15 protein-coding genes and 1 pseudogene are annotated in these 19,900 nt (G+C 27.6%); 15 read left to right on the top strand and 1 reads right to left on the bottom strand.

Annotation, left to right across the window (positions count from 1 at the left end; translation table 11 throughout):
* Positions 1 to 91: 91 nt before the first annotated feature.
* A complete protein-coding gene (locus NG904_RS03800) occupies positions 92 to 2,761 on the bottom strand; it encodes a cation-translocating P-type ATPase (RefSeq protein ID WP_252229869.1) in 2,670 nt (889 codons plus the stop codon).
* Positions 2,762 to 3,135: 374 nt separating this feature from the next.
* On the opposite strand from NG904_RS03800, the gene NG904_RS03795 reads away from it, so the two are divergent.
* The 15 genes and pseudogenes from NG904_RS03795 to NG904_RS03725 all read left to right on the top strand — a co-directional run bounded on the left by NG904_RS03795 (position 3,136) and on the right by NG904_RS03725 (position 19,879).
* Positions 3,136 to 3,834 carry a FadR/GntR family transcriptional regulator gene (locus NG904_RS03795; protein WP_252229867.1) on the top strand — a complete coding sequence of 233 codons (699 nt, stop codon included), beginning with the start codon at positions 3,136 to 3,138 and terminating at the stop codon, positions 3,832 to 3,834.
* 418 nt (positions 3,835 to 4,252) lie between these two features.
* Positions 4,253 to 4,534: pseudogene (locus tag NG904_RS03790) on the top strand (L-lactate permease); the annotation flags it as partial.
* 26 nt (positions 4,535 to 4,560) lie between these two features.
* Positions 4,561 to 5,349, top strand: coding sequence for an electron transfer flavoprotein subunit beta/FixA family protein (locus tag NG904_RS03785; protein ID WP_252229865.1), 789 nt, complete (start codon positions 4,561 to 4,563; stop codon positions 5,347 to 5,349).
* 102 nt (positions 5,350 to 5,451) lie between these two features.
* A complete protein-coding gene (locus NG904_RS03780) occupies positions 5,452 to 6,642 on the top strand; it encodes an electron transfer flavoprotein subunit alpha (protein ID WP_252215218.1) in 1,191 nt (396 codons plus the stop codon).
* A gap of 4 nt (positions 6,643 to 6,646) precedes the next feature.
* Positions 6,647 to 8,050, top strand: coding sequence for an FAD-binding oxidoreductase (locus NG904_RS03775; RefSeq protein WP_252215221.1), 1,404 nt, complete (start codon positions 6,647 to 6,649; stop codon positions 8,048 to 8,050).
* Positions 8,051 to 8,455: 405 nt separating this feature from the next.
* Positions 8,456 to 9,298 (top strand): patatin-like phospholipase family protein, encoded by an 843-nt coding sequence (locus NG904_RS03770; protein ID WP_252229863.1) that lies wholly within the window; start codon positions 8,456 to 8,458, stop codon positions 9,296 to 9,298.
* 180 nt (positions 9,299 to 9,478) lie between these two features.
* A complete protein-coding gene (locus NG904_RS03765) occupies positions 9,479 to 10,693 on the top strand; it encodes an SEC-C metal-binding domain-containing protein (RefSeq protein WP_252229861.1) in 1,215 nt (404 codons plus the stop codon).
* A gap of 141 nt (positions 10,694 to 10,834) precedes the next feature.
* Positions 10,835 to 11,902, top strand: coding sequence for a mannose-1-phosphate guanylyltransferase (locus tag NG904_RS03760; protein WP_252229858.1), 1,068 nt, complete (start codon positions 10,835 to 10,837; stop codon positions 11,900 to 11,902).
* A gap of 289 nt (positions 11,903 to 12,191) precedes the next feature.
* The gene (locus NG904_RS03755; protein WP_252229899.1) at positions 12,192 to 12,773 is read left to right on the top strand and encodes a zinc dependent phospholipase C family protein; all 582 of its coding nucleotides are present in this window, start codon (positions 12,192 to 12,194) and stop codon (positions 12,771 to 12,773) included.
* 129 nt (positions 12,774 to 12,902) lie between these two features.
* Positions 12,903 to 13,268: an ArsR/SmtB family transcription factor gene (locus NG904_RS03750; protein WP_252215234.1), complete on the top strand. Its 366-nt coding sequence runs from the start codon at positions 12,903 to 12,905 to the stop codon at positions 13,266 to 13,268.
* A gap of 17 nt (positions 13,269 to 13,285) precedes the next feature.
* Positions 13,286 to 15,553, top strand: a complete 2,268-nt coding sequence (locus NG904_RS03745; protein WP_252229856.1) for a heavy metal translocating P-type ATPase — start codon at positions 13,286 to 13,288, stop codon at positions 15,551 to 15,553.
* Positions 15,554 to 16,098: 545 nt separating this feature from the next.
* Entirely contained in the window at positions 16,099 to 16,731 is a 633-nt protein-coding gene (locus NG904_RS03740) for a redox-sensing transcriptional repressor Rex (RefSeq protein ID WP_252215239.1), read from the top strand.
* Between the two features lie 339 nt (positions 16,732 to 17,070).
* Entirely contained in the window at positions 17,071 to 17,853 is a 783-nt protein-coding gene (locus tag NG904_RS03735; protein WP_252215242.1) for a short-chain-enoyl-CoA hydratase, read from the top strand.
* 84 nt (positions 17,854 to 17,937) lie between these two features.
* On the top strand, positions 17,938 to 19,077 hold the full coding sequence (locus NG904_RS03730) for an acyl-CoA dehydrogenase (protein WP_252215245.1): 1,140 nt from the start codon (positions 17,938 to 17,940) through the stop codon (positions 19,075 to 19,077).
* A gap of 19 nt (positions 19,078 to 19,096) precedes the next feature.
* Positions 19,097 to 19,879, top strand: a complete 783-nt coding sequence (locus tag NG904_RS03725) for an electron transfer flavoprotein subunit beta/FixA family protein (RefSeq protein ID WP_252215248.1) — start codon at positions 19,097 to 19,099, stop codon at positions 19,877 to 19,879.
* Positions 19,880 to 19,900: the final 21 nt, after the last annotated feature.

The following is a 19,900-nucleotide window of genomic DNA, read 5'->3' as shown; positions in this document are numbered from 1 at the left end:
ATTAAGAATTCTCAAAATCCAATTACAATGCCATTTTACCTATTGCATATATAAACATGTATTAAAAATACAGTAAATTTATAATTTTATTTTAAGCTACTTGCTTTTTTTCTTTAACTTTACCACCCTTATTTTCAGAACTTATATAATCATCTTTTTCTGAATCATATCTAATCATTTTATATATTTGAATTATTAATGTTGGAAGGAATGCAAATAAATATATAAATCCTAAATTTGATCCGCTTAATGGTATAACTTCAAACAATGATTGTAATGGAGGAACTAATAATACTGCATTTAGTAGTACTAAGCCAATTCCAAAAGCCATCCAGCTAAATTTATTATCAAATAAACCTAATGCAAATATAGATTTTCTCCCTCTACAATTAAAACCATGGAACAATCTACCTAAACATAAAGTGGCAAATGCCATTGTACTAGAAGTTCCTACAGGGCCACTAGATAATCCAATATGGTAAGCTGAAACAGTAGCAATTGCAATTAATAATCCTTCAACAAGTATACTTTTTACAAAACTTTTATTTAATATAGATTCTTTACTATCTCTAGGTTTTTCATTTAAAACATCTCTTGTTGATTTTTCCATACCTATTGCAATAGCAGGTAAACTATCAGTAAGTAAATTTATAAATAATAAATGAACTGCAGCAAATGGTACTGGCAAAGCTCTTAATGATGCATATAATACAGCTAATATTCCAGAAGTGTTTCCAGAAAGTAAAAATCTAATTGAATTTTTTATGTTAGCATAAATATTTCTACCATTACCTATAGATTTAACTATTGTTGCAAAGTTATCATCAGTTAATATCATAGAAGCAGCATCTTTTGAAACTTCTGTACCTGTTATACCCATTGCAATACCAATATCAGCTTGTTTTAAGGCAGGAGCATCATTTACACCATCACCAGTCATAGCAACTATCTTATCTTTACTTTGCCATGCCTTAACTATTCTAATTTTGTGTTCAGGAGATACTCTAGCATAAACAGAAATATGTTCTAATTTATCTAATAAATCTTTATCAGACATCTTATCTAACTCAATACCATCAACTGATATATCAGTATCCTGTAATATACCTATTTCTTTAGCAATAGCAGAAGCTGTAATCTTATGATCACCTGTAATCATTACTGGTTTAATTGAAGCTTTAATACAATCTCCAACAGCTGCTTTTGATTCTTCTCTAGGTGGATCTATCATTGAAATTAATCCAACAAATATAAAATCTTTTTCATCATCTAATACAAGATCTTTTTTAGTATCTAATTTTTTATAGCCAAATGATAAAACTCTTAATCCATTAGAAGATAATTGATGGTTAATTTTATTTATGTCATCAATATCTTTTTCAGTAATTTTTCTTATACCATCAGATGTTTTTATTAAGGTTGTTCTTTTTAATAATACATCAATAGCACCTTTTGTAATCATTAAATATTTATCATCGATATTATGAAGAGTACTCATTAATTTTCTATCAGAATCAAAAGGAATTTCACTCAATCTAGGATGTTGTTTTCTATAATTAATCTCATTTATATCAAAGTTATGACCTAAATTAATTAAAGCCACTTCAGTTGGATCACCAAGTTCTTTACCATCAACAGATGTAGAATCATTGCAAAGTATAGAGCTATCTACTAAGAATTTGGCAAGTGGATTATTTAAATTAATTTCTTCAGAAGTTATTAACTTATCATCTACAAAGATACTTTTAACAGTCATTTTATTTTGAGTTAAAGTACCTGTTTTATCTGAACAAATTACAGATACACAACCTAAACCTTCAACAGCTCTAAGATTTTTAATAATTGCATGTTCCTTAGACATTTTTTGAGTACCTATAGAAAGAACTATAGTAACTATTGAACTAAGAGCTTCTGGAATAGCAGCAACAGCAAGAGCTACAGCAAACATTAATGAATCTAAAATTGTATTTCCTCTATAGACATTTAAAGCAAGAACTATTGCACAAATAATAATTACACCAATAGCTAATTTTTTAGAAAAATCATCTAAAGATACTTGAAGAGGAGTCTTTTTTTCTTGAGTTTCTTCCATCAAAGTTGCTATTTTACCTAATTCAGTATTCATACCAGTACTTGTAACAAGTACTGTACCTCTTCCGTAAGTTACAAGTGAGCTTGAAAATACCATGTTTTTTTGATCACCTAAAGCTACTTCAGTTTTATCGATTTTTTCGGAAATTTTATCTACACTTTCTGATTCACCAGTTAGAGAGCTTTCATTAACTTGTAATGAAAAACTTTCAATTATTCTTCCATCTGCGACTACTAAATCACCAGCTTCTAATATTAATATATCACCTGGTACTACATCTTTAGACGGAATTTCAATTTTATTGGAATTTCTAATAACTTTAGCAGTAGGAGAGGAGAGTGCCTTTAAACTGCTTAATGATTGCTCCGCTTTAACATATTGAACTGTACCTAAAATGGCGTTTATAGTTATAACTACTAAAATAACGATAGTACTTTCAATATTACCAGTTGCTATTGATATAATAGCGGCAGCTATTAAAATAATAACTAGCAGGTCTTTAAATTGTTCTAAGAATATAGAAACAATACTCTTTTTCTTTTTTTCGGTTAATGCATTTTCTCCATATTTGTTTAACTGTTCTTTAATTTGTTCTTCGGTAAGACCGTTTAAGGTTACATTAAAATCTTTTAAAGTATCCTCAGAACTTTTACAAAAATATTTTTCCATATCATTCAATCTCCTTCTTATATTAGTTATCATATATATATAATAATAAGCAATATTATTATATAGTTTGCTCATTATTTTATTTGAAATGCTCAATGAACAAAAAAAGACTTTTAATATAATTTCAGAATTCTGAAATCATATTAAAAGTCTCGTCACCACAAAGGTCATAACACCAGGTAAATAAATAACCGAGCATGTTGATGTTATATTATAACTACTCCCTCTTAATTCAATATTAAATTTAATCTTCTTTAGACTAATATATTCTAATTTTAAAATTTTGTCAATTAAATTTTACTATAACTAGTAATTAATATTAATTTTTAGTTATAATATAATTAACAATGTTATTGAAGAGGAGATTAATTATTATGTTCACGCCTATTAAGACACCAAAAGTATACGATCAAGTCATAGAACAGATAAAATTTAAAATAAAAAGTGGTGAACTCAAAAAAGGTGATAAGCTTCCATCTGAAAGAGAGATGGCAGAATCTCTTTGTGTTTCCCGTACTTCAGTAAGGGAAGCTATAAAGGCTTTAGAAGTTATAGGACTTATAGAGAGCAGGCAAGGCGCAGGAAATTATATAAAAACTAATTTTGACAATTCACTTTTTGAACCATTGTCAGTTATGTTTATGCTTCAAGAAAGTTCTCTTAAAGAAATGTATGATTTAAGAAAAACATTAGAGCTAGAGTGTGGAAGATTAGCATCAAAGAATATAACAGATAATGAGTTAGATCATTTAAGCGCTATATTAGATAGAATGTATGAAGCAGGAACAGAAGAGGAGAGTTTAGAATTAGATATTAAATTTCATTATGTTCTTGCAAAAGCAGCAAGAAATGTTTTGCTCATTAATATACTTGAAGTAATATCTCAGCTTATGGATGAATTTATAAAATCATCTAGAATGCAAATTTTACATACTGGTAATAGTAGAGAAATATTATTATCAATACATGAAAATTTAGTGAGAGCATTAAAATTTAGAAATGAAAAAGAAGTATTTAATGCAATGCTAAAACATTTTGATTTAATATGGAAGGCATATGGATACGAAGAATAGTAAATTATTCTTAAGTAAAGTATTGTTAATAAAATATCAAACAAGAAGTTTCTATAAAAATAAAAGCAAAATTTTTATTTTTATAGAAACTTTTTTTTATAGAAAATTATAAATTTTATTATGTTAAAGAGGAGAAAAAATACAACTCTAGCTATAAAAAGTTGTAAGCGTTGTTATAAATTTTATGTAAATGTTTTCTGTTAATTTAATAACAATTATTTACATGGCAAAGTTTTAAATATATAATAATAATTGTAAGTGGTAGTACCAATCGTAAATTGGTATGATATGTTACCAAAATAGAAGGATAACCGTGTACATTTTATTTGTTTTAGCTTGTATTACTATTATTTGGCTTATGATTTCATTAGGAAAGCTTAAGATTGCAGGCCATAAGGCATGCCCTATAGATCTCTTAATAACAGGAAGCGATACTTCAGCAAATGTTTTATTTGGAGAATTACAAGTACAAGCTGCAAATTCCATTGGAGCAAATCCATATTGGATTGCAGGAGGAAATGTAATGGGAGCAACAGTAGGAAAAATGATTTCACCAAAAAGTATAGCAGTTGCAACAGCAGCTACCAATCTTGTTGGTAGTGAAGGTAAAATATTAAATTCAACATTAAAAGTTTGTTCATTCTATATTGTGTTTTCAGGATTATTAATATATTTCTGTGGACCACTATTTGGATTTTAAAATATAGTTTTTTAGGAGGTATTTACATGAATATTTTAGTTTGTATTAAACAAGTACCAGGAACTTCAAAAGTAGAGGTTGATCCAGTTACTGGAGTATTAAAAAGAGATGGTATAGATTCAAAAATGAATCCATATGACTTATATGCATTAGAAACTGCATTAAGAATAAAAGAAAATGAAGGTGGAAATGTAAAAGTTTTAAGTATGGGACCTAATCAAGCACTTAGCGTAATTAGAGAAGCGTATAGTATGGGTGCTGATGAGGGAGCATTATTATCAGATAGAAAATTTGGTGGTGCTGATGTTTTAGCGACATCATATACAATATCTCAAGGCGTAAGAAAAATGGGAGATTTTGAGTTAATAATTTGCGGAAAGCAAACTACTGATGGAGATACAGCTCAAGTAGGACCAGAAATGGCTGAGTACTTAGATATACCTCATGTAGCAAATGTTGAGAGAATCATAGAAATAAAAGAAAAATCAATTATAGTTGAAATGGATATGCCTGAAACTTTAGAAGTAGTTGAAATTTCATATCCTTGCTTAATAACTGTAGATAAAGGAATTTTTGAACCAAGACTTCCATCTTACAGAAAGAAAATTGCAACTAAAGACAAAGAAATTTCAATTATGAGTTTAAATGATTTTGAAGATAGAAATGAAAAGAAATATGGACTAAATGGTTCACCAACTCAAGTTGAAAGAATATTTCCACCAGAAGTTAATGATGATAGAGAAATGTGGACAGGCAATTCAAATGAGTTAACTGAAAAAATGGAACATAAATTAAAAGAGTTTAAGTTTATTTAATTATAAATTAGTTTTTAGTGAGTTTAAGGATTTTTATAAATAATATTAAAAAGGATTATTAAGGATATATAAATAAAAACATTAATCAAGGAGGAATGATTTATGGCAAAGTTAGTTGTTAATCAAGAAAAAATAACTAATAAGGAAGAGTTAATAAAAATATGCCCATTTGGTGCTCTTGAAATAAATGATGGAAAAGTTGAGATAAATGGAGCTTGTAAAATGTGTAAGCTTTGTGTAAAGAAAGGACCAAAGGGAGCAATTGAATATATTGAAGAAGAAGTTAAGTCAATAGATAAGGATTTGTGGAAAGGAATATCTGTTTACGTAGATCATGTTAATGGGAAGATTCATCCAGTAACTTATGAATTAATTGGTAAAGCTAGAGAATTAGCAGCTAAAATAAATCACCCTGTTTACTGTGTATTCATTGGTCATAAAGTTTCAGAGGAAGCAAAAGAGTTATTGCATTACGGAGTAAATAAAGTATTTGTATATGATGATGAAGAACTAAAAGACTTTAGAATAGAACCTTATGCAGCAGCATTTGAAGATTTTATTAAAAATGTAAAACCATCATCAATATTAGTTGGAGCTACAACAATAGGAAGATCATTAGCACCTAGAATGGCTGCTAGATTTAGAACAGGTCTTACAGCTGATTGTACTATCCTTGATATAAAAGAAGATACAGACTTAGTACAAATTAGACCAGCATTTGGTGGTAATATAATGGCACAAATAGTTACACCTAATTCAAGACCACAACTTGCGACAGTAAGATATAAAGTAATGACAGCACCAGAAAGAACAGATGATATTAATGGTGAAATAATTAAATGTGACATTAAAAAGGATAAGCTTAAATCTGGTATTAATGTTCTTGAAATTAAAGAAAAAAATACAGAGGTAGGAATAAGTGATGCTGAAGTAATAGTAGCAGCTGGTAGAGGTGTTAAGTCAGAAAAAGATTTAAATATGATAAAAGAATTTGCAGAGTTATTAGGTGCAGAATTTGCATGTACTAGACCTTTAATTGAAGCAGGATGGGTTGATGCTAAAAGACAAATTGGATTAAGTGGTAGAACAGTAAGACCAAGACTTATAATAACTTGTGGAATTTCAGGTGCAGTTCAATTCTCAGCTGGAATGAATAATTCAGAACATATATTTGCTATAAATAATGACGATAAAGCTCCTATATTTAAAGTTGCTCATTATGGAGTAGTAGGTAATATATATGAAATTATTCCACAACTTATAGAAAAAATAAAAATGAGCAAGGAGGCATAAGGCTATGACTTATAAAAATATTGATGTTAAAGACTATGAATATATACTATCTATTGCTGAAAATGATAAAGAGAGAGTTTTCTTTGGAGATGAAATAAACGAAGATTATAGCCATGATGAATTAGGTGGAATAAAGAAAATGCCTGATATAGTAGTACAAGCTATAAGTACAGAAGAAGTATCAAAGATAATGAAATATGCTTATGAAAATTCTATTCCAGTAACTCCAAGAGGCTCAGGTACAGGTCTTGTAGGTGCAGCTGTTCCGATTAAAGGTGGAATAGTTATAGATCTTTGTAGAATGAATAAGATATTAGAAATAGATGAAGAAAATCTTACTCTTACATTAGAACCAGGGGTATTACTTATGGAAATAGGCAAATATGTTGAAGAATTTGATTTGTTTTATCCACCAGATCCAGGTGAAAAATCAGCAACTATTGGCGGTAACATAAGTACAAATGCAGGTGGAATGAGAGCAGTAAAATATGGTGTTACTAGAGATTATGTAAGAGGACTAGAAGTAGTGATGCCAAATGGAGAAGTAGTACAGTTAGGCGGAAAGGTAGTTAAAAATAGTTCTGGTTACTCATTAAAAGATCTATTAATAGGATCAGAAGGAACTTTAGGTATAGTAACTAAAGCTATACTAAAATTATTACCACTTCCTAAAAAATCATTAAGTTTACTTATACCATTCCCAACATTAGAGAATGCTATAGATACAGTACCTAAAATAATTAAATCAAAAACAATACCAACAGCTATTGAGTTTATGCAAAGAGAAGCTATATTAGCAGCTGAAGAATTTTTAGGAAAGAGTTTCCCAGATAAATCATCAGATGCATATCTTCTATTAACTTTTGATGGAAATTCAACAGAAGAAATTGAAAAAGCATATGAAAATGTAGCTAATATATGTTTAGATGCAGATGCAATAGATGTATTTATATCTGATACAGAAGAAAGACAAGAATCAATTTGGTCAGCTAGAGGATGTTTCCTTGAAGCGATAAAGGCATTAACTACAGAAATGGATGAAGTTGACGTAGTTGTTCCAAGAAATAAAATAGGTGAATTTGTTAAATTTACTCATGAACTTGAAAGTAAATTTAATATTAGAATAAAGAGCTTTGGACATGCTGGAGATGGAAACTTGCATATTTATATTTTAAAAGATCAATTAGACGAAAATACATGGCATGAAAAACTTGAATTAGTTATGAAAGATATGTATGATAAGTCAAAAGAATTAAAAGGACAAGTTTCAGGAGAGCATGGAATAGGTTTTGCTAAGAAACCATATTTAAAGGAATCACTTTCAAATGATGTACTTTCAGTAATGGAAGGAATTAAATTAGCATTTGATCCTAAAAATATATTAAATCCAGGAAAAATATTTAAATAAATTACCTCTCAATTTAAATAAATTTTCTTCTAAAGAGTGTATCAAATTTTGATACACTCTTGTTTTTTCTGGTGCAGAAATTAAACTCTTTTTAAATTACCAAAATTTTATTAAAAATAGGGAAAAGCAAATATTGTTTAAAAGTTAGAAGTAAGAGAAGAAATTATATAAATATTAAATAATTGATAAAATTTAAGTTTAAGAGGTTTAGATTATAGAAAAAAAATGAAAATTGTCTTATAATTTCTATATTGGTAGTAACATAATACAGAATAATAAGGCTCTGTTTTAAATGTGTGTTGATATATGCAATAGGTAAAGTCCAATTACTCCGCCCACTTTGCTTATGCATATATAAACACCCTGCTAAAACAGAGCCAATAATAAAAAGGAGACAAATAGTTTATGATAGGTCTTGTTTTAGAAGGTGGAGCATTTAGAGGGCTTTTTACTGCAGGGGTTTTAGATGCTTTGATAGATATAAATATTGATATGAAATATATAGTAGGTGTATCAGCGGGGATTACTAATGGTTACTCATTTGTTTCAAAACAAAGAGGAAGAAATTTAGAAGTTATGGAAAGATTCATAAATCATAAAAGATATGTTGGGTATAATAATTTATTAAAATGTAGATCAATAATGGACATGGATTTTGTTTTTGATGAAATTCCTAATGAATATTGTCCTTTTGATTATGAAACTTTTAATAAATTTGATGGGAAAGTTTTAGCAGGAAGTGTTAATGTAAATACTGGTGAAGTAGAGTACTTTGATAAAGATTATTTAGAAAAAAAGAATACAATACTTAGAGCTACATGTTCAATTCCACTTTTATTTCAATTTGTAAAAATAAAAGATCAGCTTTATGCTGATGGAGGATTAGTAGATGCTATACCTATAAAAAAATCTATTTCTGATGGTAATAATAAAAATATAATAGTTTTGACAAGAAACGAAGGTTATAGAAAGTATGAATCAAGGGGAAATAAGTTTGCATATAAGTTATATAAGAAAAAGTATCCTAAGTTAGCCAATGCTTTAAGAAACAGACATATTTCATATAATGCTCAATTAGATTATTGTAAAGAATTGGAAAATAAAAATGAAGCTATAGTTATTAGACCAACAATAAGGATGGATGTAGGAAGGTTTGAACGAAATAAGGATAAACTAAAAGCAATTTATAATAATGGATATAATGAAACTATGAAGATTAAAGATGAGTTAATAAAATTTATTGATTAAAAATAATATGGTATTGAATTTATTTAAAACCATATTCAATTAGGTAGTTGCAATAAAAGTATAAGTAAATAAGTAAATGGATTTTTATTTATTTACATATAATGTTTAGATAAAATTTAATTTATATAATAAAATGTATACTTAACAGATAAAAATTAGATAAAAAGGAGAAATAGTTACTTGGTTAATAAAGAATGTTCTAATAAAGATACAAATAACGAATTTATTGAAAATAAAGAAACTGATGAATCAGCAGAATTATATGATAATATGATGGATGATTTATTTGAGAAATATGAAAATAAAATGAATAAAATGTTTGTAAAAGGAGTATATTCTTTTGAAGTATCGGATCAATTAAAATCATTATCTAAGGAAGCTGTATATAATATAGCTAGAAATTTAGGTATGAGTAAAATTTCAACATTAAATAAAGATGCTTTAATTGAAAAAGTTCTTAATGAATATACTCAAATAATTGCAAAACAATTTATATATTTTGAAGAAGAAAGATTTAATATTCTAAAGAGTTATCTTAATAATGATGGAGTAAAAATCTTTGATGATATTGATGCTTATGAACTTAGTAGAACAGCATATTTTATGCAACAAGGAATTATATTTCCGTCAACAAAAGAAGAAAAAGCAGTATTTTTAATGCCAAAAATAGTTCAAGATATAATAATGAAAAAAGATACTACTGAATATATAGAGAGATTAAAAAGAAATAAAGAAGTGCTAGATGTATATAGAGGATTAAATAAAACATATGGTATCGTAAATACTAAGGATGTTATAGCGCTATTACGAAGATATGATATAGAAGATTCAGATGAATGTAATATTAATGAAATAATAAAAGAAGCTCAATATTATTACAGAGAATATAGAGAAGAAAAAGGAATTTTTATAAATAATAATATAGAAAATTGGTCAGATTTATTAAAGGATATAGAAAAAGATAATAAAAATTTAGAATATTATAATATAGATAAAAATGAATTATTGGATATGCTTGATTCAAAATTCATATATAAGAGTAAATTTGGAAAGTCATTCTTTAAAGAGTTTACTAGTATATTTGAAATAGAAAAAGAAATGGTATATCAAATAATGGATGATTTATCATTTGATATTCAAGATAATGATATAGATGATACGATAAATAGTTTGCTAGAATTAATAAATGCAAATAACTTAGAACTTAGAACTTATGTAAAAGGTGTAGCAACTAAATTTTTAAGTAATATAAGACTTTGGAAATATAAAGGTGCTACAATTAATGAAATAAGTGGGAAAGTTATAGAAGTAAAACCGAAAGTAACTATTGGTAGAAATGATCCATGTATTTGTGGTAGTGGAAAAAAATATAAAAAATGCTGTGGAAAAAATTAAATAAGAATTTATTAATAAATTATTTTTAAAGTCATAGAAAGTAATATTTTTATGGCTTTTATTTGTAAATAAATTGTTTTTCACAAATGTTAATATTTAAACATATATTGAATTAGTATCATTACATGGAGTTGAAAATTCGTGATATACGGGCTGATATTAGCTGGCGGTAAAGGAAGTAGATTATATCCATTATCAAGAAATAATCAACCAAAACAATTTTTGAAAATTATTAACGAAAAGAGCTTTTTAGTTAATACAGTAGAAAGAATAAAGCCATTAATAAATAGAGAAAATATTTATGTTGTAACTAATAAAGATTATGAAGATAAAATAAAAGAAGAGGTTAAAGATATTAAAGAAGAAAATATTTTTATAGAACCTGCAAATAAAGAAACTGCTACATGTATAGGGCTTTCTGCAGTTAGGCTTTTAAAACAAGATGCAGATGCAGTTATGGTAGTGTTACCATCAGATCACTATATCCAAGGTGAGAAAGAATATTTAGATACCCTATCACAAGCAGTAGAAATGGCTAATAGAAGAAGGTGCATAGTAACTTTAGGTATAGAGCCTACACGCCCAGAGACAGGATATGGATATATAGAAATGGGAGATAGATCAACAGGTAATATATCTACTTATAGAATTGCTAGATTTACAGAAAAACCAAATTTAGAAGTTGCTAAGGACTTTTTATTAAAGGGAACTTATTTATGGAACTCCGGTATGTTTGTTTTTAGAGCAGATGTTATTTTAAGAGAAATAGAAAAATATATTCCTAAAATGCACAGATCATTAATGGAAATATATAAGCATATAGGAGAAGAGGATGAAGAACAAATAATTAAAGAAGAATACGATATTATTGATGGAATATCAATAGATTTTGGAGTTATGCAAAAAACACGAAAAGCCTTTGTAATAAAGTGCGATTTTAATTGGGATGATATAGGAAGTTTTAATGCTCTGAGTAGATTCTTAGGTAAATATAGAAGTAATAGCATATCTAAAAATGTTTATATGGAAGACTGTGAAAGTTGCTCCGTATTTGGAGAAAAAAATTTAATAATAGGTTTTGGAATAAAAGATTTGGTAATAGTGGATGCTGGAGATGTTATTTTAGTTATGGATAAAAACAAAGATCAAGAGATAAAGCATCTGCTAAATAAATTGAGTGATGAAAATAAATATAATGAATTTTTATGATATTTAAATTTATAATATTTAAAAATATAGAGTATTAAAAAGGATAGATTTCTTAAAATCAGTACCTATGCTTTTTAACACTCTTATTTTTAATTTCATAATAAATTTATGAATAAATAGAAAATTATAAAAATTATATAGTATAATTCTAAAAATAACATAAAAAAATACTTATAAAAGCATTGTAAATTGAATTATATAATATTATTATAAGAATAGATTAACTATTTATTATTAATAAAAAATGTTTTTATTAATAATAATAAGTGAGAGGGTGTGTATAGAATTGATGATCAATACTCATAAAGTTATTGCAGAGAGTATTTTAAATTACACAAATAGTAAGAGTATTTATTTAATCAATGATTATAGATTTATATGGGGTAATATAAAACCAGATTGTGTGCTTAAATATAAAATGATAAAACATTATTTTATTGAGAGTATAGATATTATTATTAAAAAAATTGAAAAGTTATGTTCTCTATCTTTACAAGATGTTTATTATAAAATGTCTGTTAATAAATTTAGTGAAGAACTTGGTGTTATTTGTCACTTTATGTGCGATTTTTTTTGTGCTCCTCATTATTATAGATGGGAATTTAAGAGTACAAGTCAAGTTAAAAATCATGTTATCTATGAAAAAGATTTAGCTAAAATTGCCAAAGAATTTAATTCAAAGGGAATTATAACTTCCAATGTAGATGTAGATAATATTAAAAAATTTATTTACGATTTACAAAATCAATATGATGGCTCTTTAGATTTTAAGAATGATTTAACATATGCCTATTATGTTTGTAATAGTATAGTGAATATGGTTTTAAATAAAGTATTTTTAAATGAGTGCAGTTTATCAAAAGTAGTATAATTAGATTGTGATTAAGAAACTTATTTTTATAAGTTTCTTTTTTAGTTGCATAAATGGAAATATAGGAATATAATATAAAAAAACATATGAATGATTAAACATATGAACAAGTGAACGGAGGAATCAATTATGAATAACGAAAGTAATTTTGTAGAAAGCTGTAAATGTAATATTATACATGAAGATACAGTAATGAAGGTAAAAGACTCATTACCACAAGAAGAAACGTTATATGATTTAGCGGAATTCTTTAAGGTTTTTGGAGATTCTACAAGAATTAAAATAATATGTGCATTATTTGAATCGGAATTGTGTGTTTGTGATATGGCAGCTCTTTTAGGAATGACTCAATCAGCCATATCTCATCAATTAAGAACATTAAAATCAGCTAGATTAGTTAAATTTAGGAGAGAAGGAAAAGTAATTTATTATTCATTAGATGATGAACATATAAAACATATATTTGACGAAGGATTTAAACATATTACTGAATAAGGGGGATTAGATTAATTATGGAAAATGAACTTAAACTTTTACTTAAAGGTTTGGATTGTGCTAATTGTGCTAATAAAATTGAAAGAAAAGTTAATGATATAGAAGAGGTTATTGAAGCTAATATGAATTTTTCTTTAGGAAAATTAACTGTTAAATTGCATGAAAATAAGGATAAAGATAAAGTTTTTAATGTTATTAAAGATATAATTAATAAATTAGAACCAGATGTAATTGTAATTCATGAAAAAAATAATTTTAATAATAATTTAAATATAAAAAAATTAGATTATGGTGAAAAATGTAATAAATCTTGTTGTAGTCATGATCATTGTTCAGCTCATAATCATATTGCTAAGCAAACACATTCTCATGATAATGAGCATAATCATATTGAAAATATCTCACATAGTCACGAATTAAATGAGAAGACAGGCTTCTTTAATAAAAAGAATTTTTTTTATGAAAATCAAATATTTATAATAGGATTAATTTTATATTTAATTGCTATTTTGTTTAAAGAAAATAGTTATTTAGACATTTCTATATTTGTTCTTAGTTATATTTTAATTGGTGGTGATGTATTAAAAACTGCTTTTAAAAATATTTTAAGAGGTGAAATTTTTGATGAAAATTTCTTGATGACTATAGCAACAGTAGGAGCATTAGCAATAGGTGAATATCCAGAAGCTGTTGGAGTTATGATGTTTTATAAGATAGGGGAATTATTTCAAGGATATGCAGTCAATAAATCAAGAAAATCTATAACATCACTTATGAATATACGTCCAGAGTATGCAAATATAATTACTGAACATGGAGAAAAAAGGGTATCTCCAGAGGAAGTTAAAATTAATGATTTTATAGTTATAAAACCTGGAGAAAGGATACCTCTTGATGGTATAGTAACAGACGGAAAAGGAAGTATAGATACATCAGCATTAACAGGGGAATCACTTCCTAGAGAAGTCAATATAGGTGATGAATTATTATCAGGAAGCATAAACTTAAGTTCAGTTATAAAATTAAAAGTCACTAAAATTTTTAGTGAATCAACAGTGTCTAAAATATTAAACTTAGTAGAAAATTCAAGTAGTAAAAAAGCTAAGACAGAGAAGTTTATTACTAAATTTTCAAGACTATATACTCCAATAGTAGTGTTTTTAGCAATGGCTGTTGCGATAATTCCTCCAATTATAATTCCAGGGCAAGTATTTTCAGATTGGATATATAGAGCATTAATCTTTTTAGTAATATCATGTCCATGTGCACTAGTAATTTCTGTTCCATTAGGACTTTTTGCAGGAATTGGAGGGGCATCTAAAAAGGGGATTTTAATAAAGGGTGGAAACTATATTGAAGTTTTAAAAAATGTTGAAACTATTGTATTTGATAAAACAGGAACTTTAACAAAAGGAGTATTTAAAGTTACAGAAATTAATTCAATAGATATGAATAAAGAAGACTTTTTAAGAATTGTGGCTTTAGGTGAAAGTTTTTCTAATCATCCAATTGCTCAATCAATAGTAAAAGAATTTAAAGGTAAATTAGAAAAGAAACAGGTAGAAAATTATCAAGAATTATCTGGACACGGAGTAAAAGCTACAATTGAAGGGAAAAATGTTATATTAGGTAATTATAAGTTACTTGAAGATAATGATATTAATATAGAAAAAGTAGAAAAAACAGGAACTGTAGTATATGTTGTAATAAATAATAAATATAGTGGGAATATAGTAATAGCAGATCAAATAAAGGAAGATTCAATTGAAGCAATCAAAAAATTAAAAATGATTGGAATAAAGAAAACAGTAATGCTTACAGGTGATAATAAGAGTGTAGCAAACAGTGTTGCAAAAAATATAGGTGTAGATCAAGTGAAGAGTGAGCTTTTACCAGGGGATAAAGTATTAGAGATTGAAAAGTTAATATCTAGTAGCACTTCAAAAGGTAAAGTAATGTTTGTTGGTGATGGAATAAATGATGCACCGGTTCTTGCAAGAGCTGATATAGGTATTGCAATGGGTGGTATAGGATCTGATGCAGCAATAGAAGCAGCAGATGTTGTTCTTATGAAAGATAATCCTTTAGCATTAGTTGATGCAATAAAAATAGCAAAGAAAACTAATTCTATACTATGGCAAAATATAATTTTTGCTCTTGGAGTAAAGATATTTGTATTACTATTAGGTGCATTAGGAATTGCAAATATGTGGGAAGCAGTATTTGCTGATGTAGGTGTTACTTTAATTGCTATATTAAATTCTATGAGGAGTTTAAAAAACTAATTAAATTAAAGGCTCTGTTTTAAATGTGACAATACTCATTTTAGCATTCCTAAGTTCAATTACTCCGCTTACTTTGCTTATGCATATATCAACACTCTGATAAAACAGAGACAAATTAAAAAAAGAGTTATATTTTATAATAAATCATAAAATAATAATAAGAGCAGCTTTTAATGTAGCTGCTCTTAAATTTTTTGAATTTTAATTTAATACTACTTATGTAAACATTTTTAATTTTTATAAAAAATAATTATTAAAGATAAGCCTAGAAAAAAATAAAATTTTATATTATGATAAAATATAGGTGATTTTTATATCAACTTATAATTTTGTTTAGATGATAATGATTTACAGGTGTTTTAAGTATATTGTATATGTGTTTTTAGTAAGTTATTAAAATAACATTTATGTTATTAACTAGTATGTTAAAATAATATTTTTCTAATACTTTAAAGTTTAGATTTTAAGATTTATTAGAATAAATAGCAATAAATTGGACTTTTAGAGAAAAGATTAAGTATAAATAAAAAATAAGGAGTAATGATATGGATAAAAATAAGAATATATCTATGGCAGTTATAAAGAGATTGCCTAAATATCATAGGTATCTTAATGAACTTATGAAAAATGATGTAGATAGAATATCGTCAAAGGAACTTGGAGAAAAAATAGGGTTTACAGCATCTCAAATCAGACAAGATTTGAATTGTTTTGGCGATTTTGGTCAGCAAGGATATGGGTATAACGTTAAAGAATTATATACGCAAATTAACTCAATATTAGGATTAGATAAGGAATATAATGCTGTTTTAATTGGGGCAGGTAATATAGGGCAGGCAATAGCTAATTATACTAGATTTGATAAATTAGGAATTATGATAACAGCTATTTTTGATGCAAATCCTAAACTTATAGGCATAAAAATTAGAGATATTGAAATTAGGGATATTGATGAATTAGGAAGTTTTCTTAAGTCAGATTCAATAGATATTGGAGTTATATGTGTGCCTAAAAAAAGTGCACAAAAGGTTAGTGATGAATTGATAAATGGAGGAATAAGAGGTATTTGGAATTTTGCACCTATAGATTTGGTTGTGCCAGAAGATGTAAAAGTTGAAAATGTTCATTTAAGTGAGAGTGTATCGACATTGATTTATCAATTACATCAGCAAAGATAGAGTGAGAATTTGAGGGGTTATATAAAAAATATGCTAATAATACAATATTTTATTGCAAATAATAATTATAAGTATTATAATTTAAGAAAAGAAAGATATTGGTTGCATATTTTTTTTGCAAGCAATTGTTAATATTATAACAATTGTTGACATTATAAGACTATTACAAGCCTTTTATTTTTAAATTTAATTGTTAATATTATAACAATTTTAATTTAAAAATAAATTGTTAAGAATTGTTTAGAATTAATTTTTACCATATCTAAAACCTAAAAATACAAATTTATTTAAGTAAAAAACATAAATTTAAATATATAAGTTTAAGGGAGGATTATAAAGATGGAATTAAAAAATGTAATTCTTGAAAAAGAGGATCATTTAGCAATTGTTACAATTAATAGACCAAAAGCTTTAAATGCATTAAACTCAGAAACATTAAAAGATTTAGACTCAGTTTTAGAAAATTTAGAAAACGATAGCAATATATATGCAGTTATTTTAACTGGTGCAGGAGAAAAATCTTTTGTTGCTGGAGCAGATATATCAGAAATGAAAGACCTTAATGAAGAACAAGGTAGAGAATTTGGAGAATTGGGAAATAAAGTATTCCTAAGATTAGAAAATTTAGACAAACCTGTAATTGCAGCTATTTCAGGATTCGCTTTAGGTGGCGGATGTGAATTATCTATGTCATGTGATATAAGAATAGCTTCAGAAAAAGCAAAATTTGGTCAACCAGAAGCAGGTCTTGGAATAACACCTGGATTTGGTGGAACTCAAAGATTAGCTAGAATAGTAGGACTAGGAAAAGCTAAGGAAATGATTTATACATGCGATATAATCAAAGCAGAAGAAGCTTATAGAATAGGATTAGTTAATAAAGTAGTTTCATTAGAAAGTTTAATGGATGAAGCAAAAGCTATGGCTAATAAAATAATAGCAAACGCTCCAATAGCTGTTAAACTTTGTAAAGATGCAATCAATAGAGGCATGCAAGTTTCTATAGATAAAGCAGTCTTAATTGAAGCTGAAGATTTTGGAAAATGTTTTGCTTCTGAAGATCAAACAGAAGGAATGACTGCATTCTTAGAAAGAAGAGAAAAGAACTTCAAAAATAAATAATATTTATAAAATAAGTTAAAAATCTATTGCAGATTTATATATATTCATCATCAATAGAGTGTAATCAATAAGGAGGGTAATTTAATGAATTTCCAATTAACTAGAGAACAAGAATTAGTACAACAAATGGTTAGAGAATTCGCTGAAAACGAAGTAAAACCAATTGCTGCTGAAGTAGATGAAACTGAAAGATTCCCAATGGAAAACGTTGAAAAAATGGGTAAAATAGGCATGATGGGTATACCATTTGCTAAAGAATTTGGAGGAGCAGGTGGAGATGTTCTTTCATATATAATGACAGTTGAAGAATTGTCAAAAGTGTGTGCAACAACAGGAGTTATAGTTTCAGCTCATACTTCATTATGTGCATCAGTAATAAACGAACATGGTACTCCAGACCAAAAAGCAAAATACTTACCAGATCTTTGTCAAGGTAAGAAAATAGGTGCTTTCGGTTTAACTGAACCAGGTGCTGGAACAGATGCTGCTGGACAACAAACAACAGCTGTATTAGATGGAGATCACTATGTATTAAATGGATCAAAAATCTTCATAACTAATGGTGGAGTTGCTGAAACTTTCATAATCTTCGCTATGACTGATAAGAGCCAAGGAACTAAAGGAATTTCAGCTTTCATAGTTGAAAAATCTTTCCCAGGATTCTCAATCGGTAAATTAGAAGATAAAATGGGAATCAGAGGATCTTCTACTACTGAACTTGTAATGGAAGATTGTATAGTACCAAAAGAAAACTTAATCGGTAAAGAAGGTAAAGGTTTTGGTATAGCAATGAAGACTCTTGATGGAGGAAGAATTGGTATAGCTGCTCAAGCTTTAGGTATCGCAGAAGGTGCTTTTGAAGAAGCTGTTAACTACATGAAAGAAAGAAAACAATTCAGAAGACCATTATCAGCTCAACAAGGTTTACAATGGTATATTGCTGAAATGGACGTTAAGATAGAAGCTGCAAGACATTTAGTATATAAAGCTGCTTGCAAGAAACAAAATGGACAACCATACTCAGTAGATGCTGCAAGAGCTAAGTTATTTGCTGCAGAAGTTGCAATGGATGTTACAACTAAAGCAGTTCAAATCTTTGGTGGATATGGTTACACTAAAGATTATCCAGTAGAAAGAATGATGAGAGATGCTAAGATAACTGAAATTTATGAAGGAACTTCAGAAGTTCAAAAAATGGTTATCGCAGGAAGCATTTTAAGATAATAGAGGGAGGACTTTTATAATGAATATAGTAGTTTGTGTAAAACAAGTTCCAGATACTACAGCTGTAAAGATTGATCCTAAGACTGGTACATTAATAAGAGATGGTGTTCCATCAATTATGAATCCAGAAGATAAGCACGCATTAGAAGGTGCATTACAATTAAAAGAGACTTTAGGTGCAAAGGTAACTGTTATAAGCATGGGTCTTCCAATGGCTAAGGCTACATTAAGAGAAGCACTATGCATGGGAGCTGACGAAGCTATCCTATTAACAGACAGAGCATTAGGAGGAGCAGATACTTTAGCTACTTCAAAAGCATTAGCAGGAGTTATAGCTAAATTAGATTATGATCTAGTATTTGCAGGAAGACAAGCTATCGATGGAGATACTGCTCAAGTTGGACCAGAAATAGCTGAACATTTAAACATACCTCAAGTTACTTATGTTCAAGGCGTTGAAGCTAAGAATGAAGGAACTTTATTAGTAAACAGAGCATTAGAAGATGGATATGAAAAAATTGAAATAAAGACTCCATGTCTATTAACTGCAATTGAAGAATTAAATGAAGCAAGATATATGAATGTTGCAAACATATTCTCAACTAACGATGATCAAATCAAAGTTATGAGTGCAGATGATATAGATGTAGATAAGGCTGAATTAGGACTTAAGGGTTCACCTACAAAGGTTAAAAAGTCAATGACTAAAGAAGTTAAGGGAGCAGGCGAAGTTGTTAACAAGCCAGCTAAAGAAGCAGTAACTTACGTTTTAGGCAAATTACAAGAAAAACACTACATCTAGGATAATAGGAGGGTAATTTAT

The sequence above is a fragment of the Clostridium sp. ZBS15 genome (assembly GCF_023845705.1).
GTDB lineage: Bacteria > Bacillota > Clostridia > Clostridiales > Clostridiaceae > Clostridium > Clostridium aquiflavi.
This window is presented reverse-complemented; position numbering and strand designations above follow the sequence as displayed.

Bases quoted from the DNA above. Each gene is read 5' to 3' on its own strand.
- NG904_RS03800 (WP_252229869.1), bottom strand. From the start codon at position 2,761: ATGGAAAAATATTTTTGTAAAAGTTCTGAGGATACTTTAAAAGATTTT.
- NG904_RS03795 (WP_252229867.1), top strand. From the start codon at position 3,136: ATGTTCACGCCTATTAAGACACCAAAAGTATACGATCAAGTCATAGAA.
- NG904_RS03785 (WP_252229865.1), top strand. From the start codon at position 4,561: ATGAATATTTTAGTTTGTATTAAACAAGTACCAGGAACTTCAAAAGTA.
- NG904_RS03780 (WP_252215218.1), top strand. From the start codon at position 5,452: ATGGCAAAGTTAGTTGTTAATCAAGAAAAAATAACTAATAAGGAAGAG.
- NG904_RS03775 (WP_252215221.1), top strand. From the start codon at position 6,647: ATGACTTATAAAAATATTGATGTTAAAGACTATGAATATATACTATCT.
- NG904_RS03770 (WP_252229863.1), top strand. From the start codon at position 8,456: ATGATAGGTCTTGTTTTAGAAGGTGGAGCATTTAGAGGGCTTTTTACT.
- NG904_RS03755 (WP_252229899.1), top strand. From the start codon at position 12,192: ATGATCAATACTCATAAAGTTATTGCAGAGAGTATTTTAAATTACACA.
- NG904_RS03750 (WP_252215234.1), top strand. From the start codon at position 12,903: ATGAATAACGAAAGTAATTTTGTAGAAAGCTGTAAATGTAATATTATA.
- NG904_RS03745 (WP_252229856.1), top strand. From the start codon at position 13,286: ATGGAAAATGAACTTAAACTTTTACTTAAAGGTTTGGATTGTGCTAAT.
- NG904_RS03740 (WP_252215239.1), top strand. From the start codon at position 16,099: ATGGATAAAAATAAGAATATATCTATGGCAGTTATAAAGAGATTGCCT.
- NG904_RS03735 (WP_252215242.1), top strand. From the start codon at position 17,071: ATGGAATTAAAAAATGTAATTCTTGAAAAAGAGGATCATTTAGCAATT.
- NG904_RS03730 (WP_252215245.1), top strand. From the start codon at position 17,938: ATGAATTTCCAATTAACTAGAGAACAAGAATTAGTACAACAAATGGTT.
- NG904_RS03725 (WP_252215248.1), top strand. From the start codon at position 19,097: ATGAATATAGTAGTTTGTGTAAAACAAGTTCCAGATACTACAGCTGTA.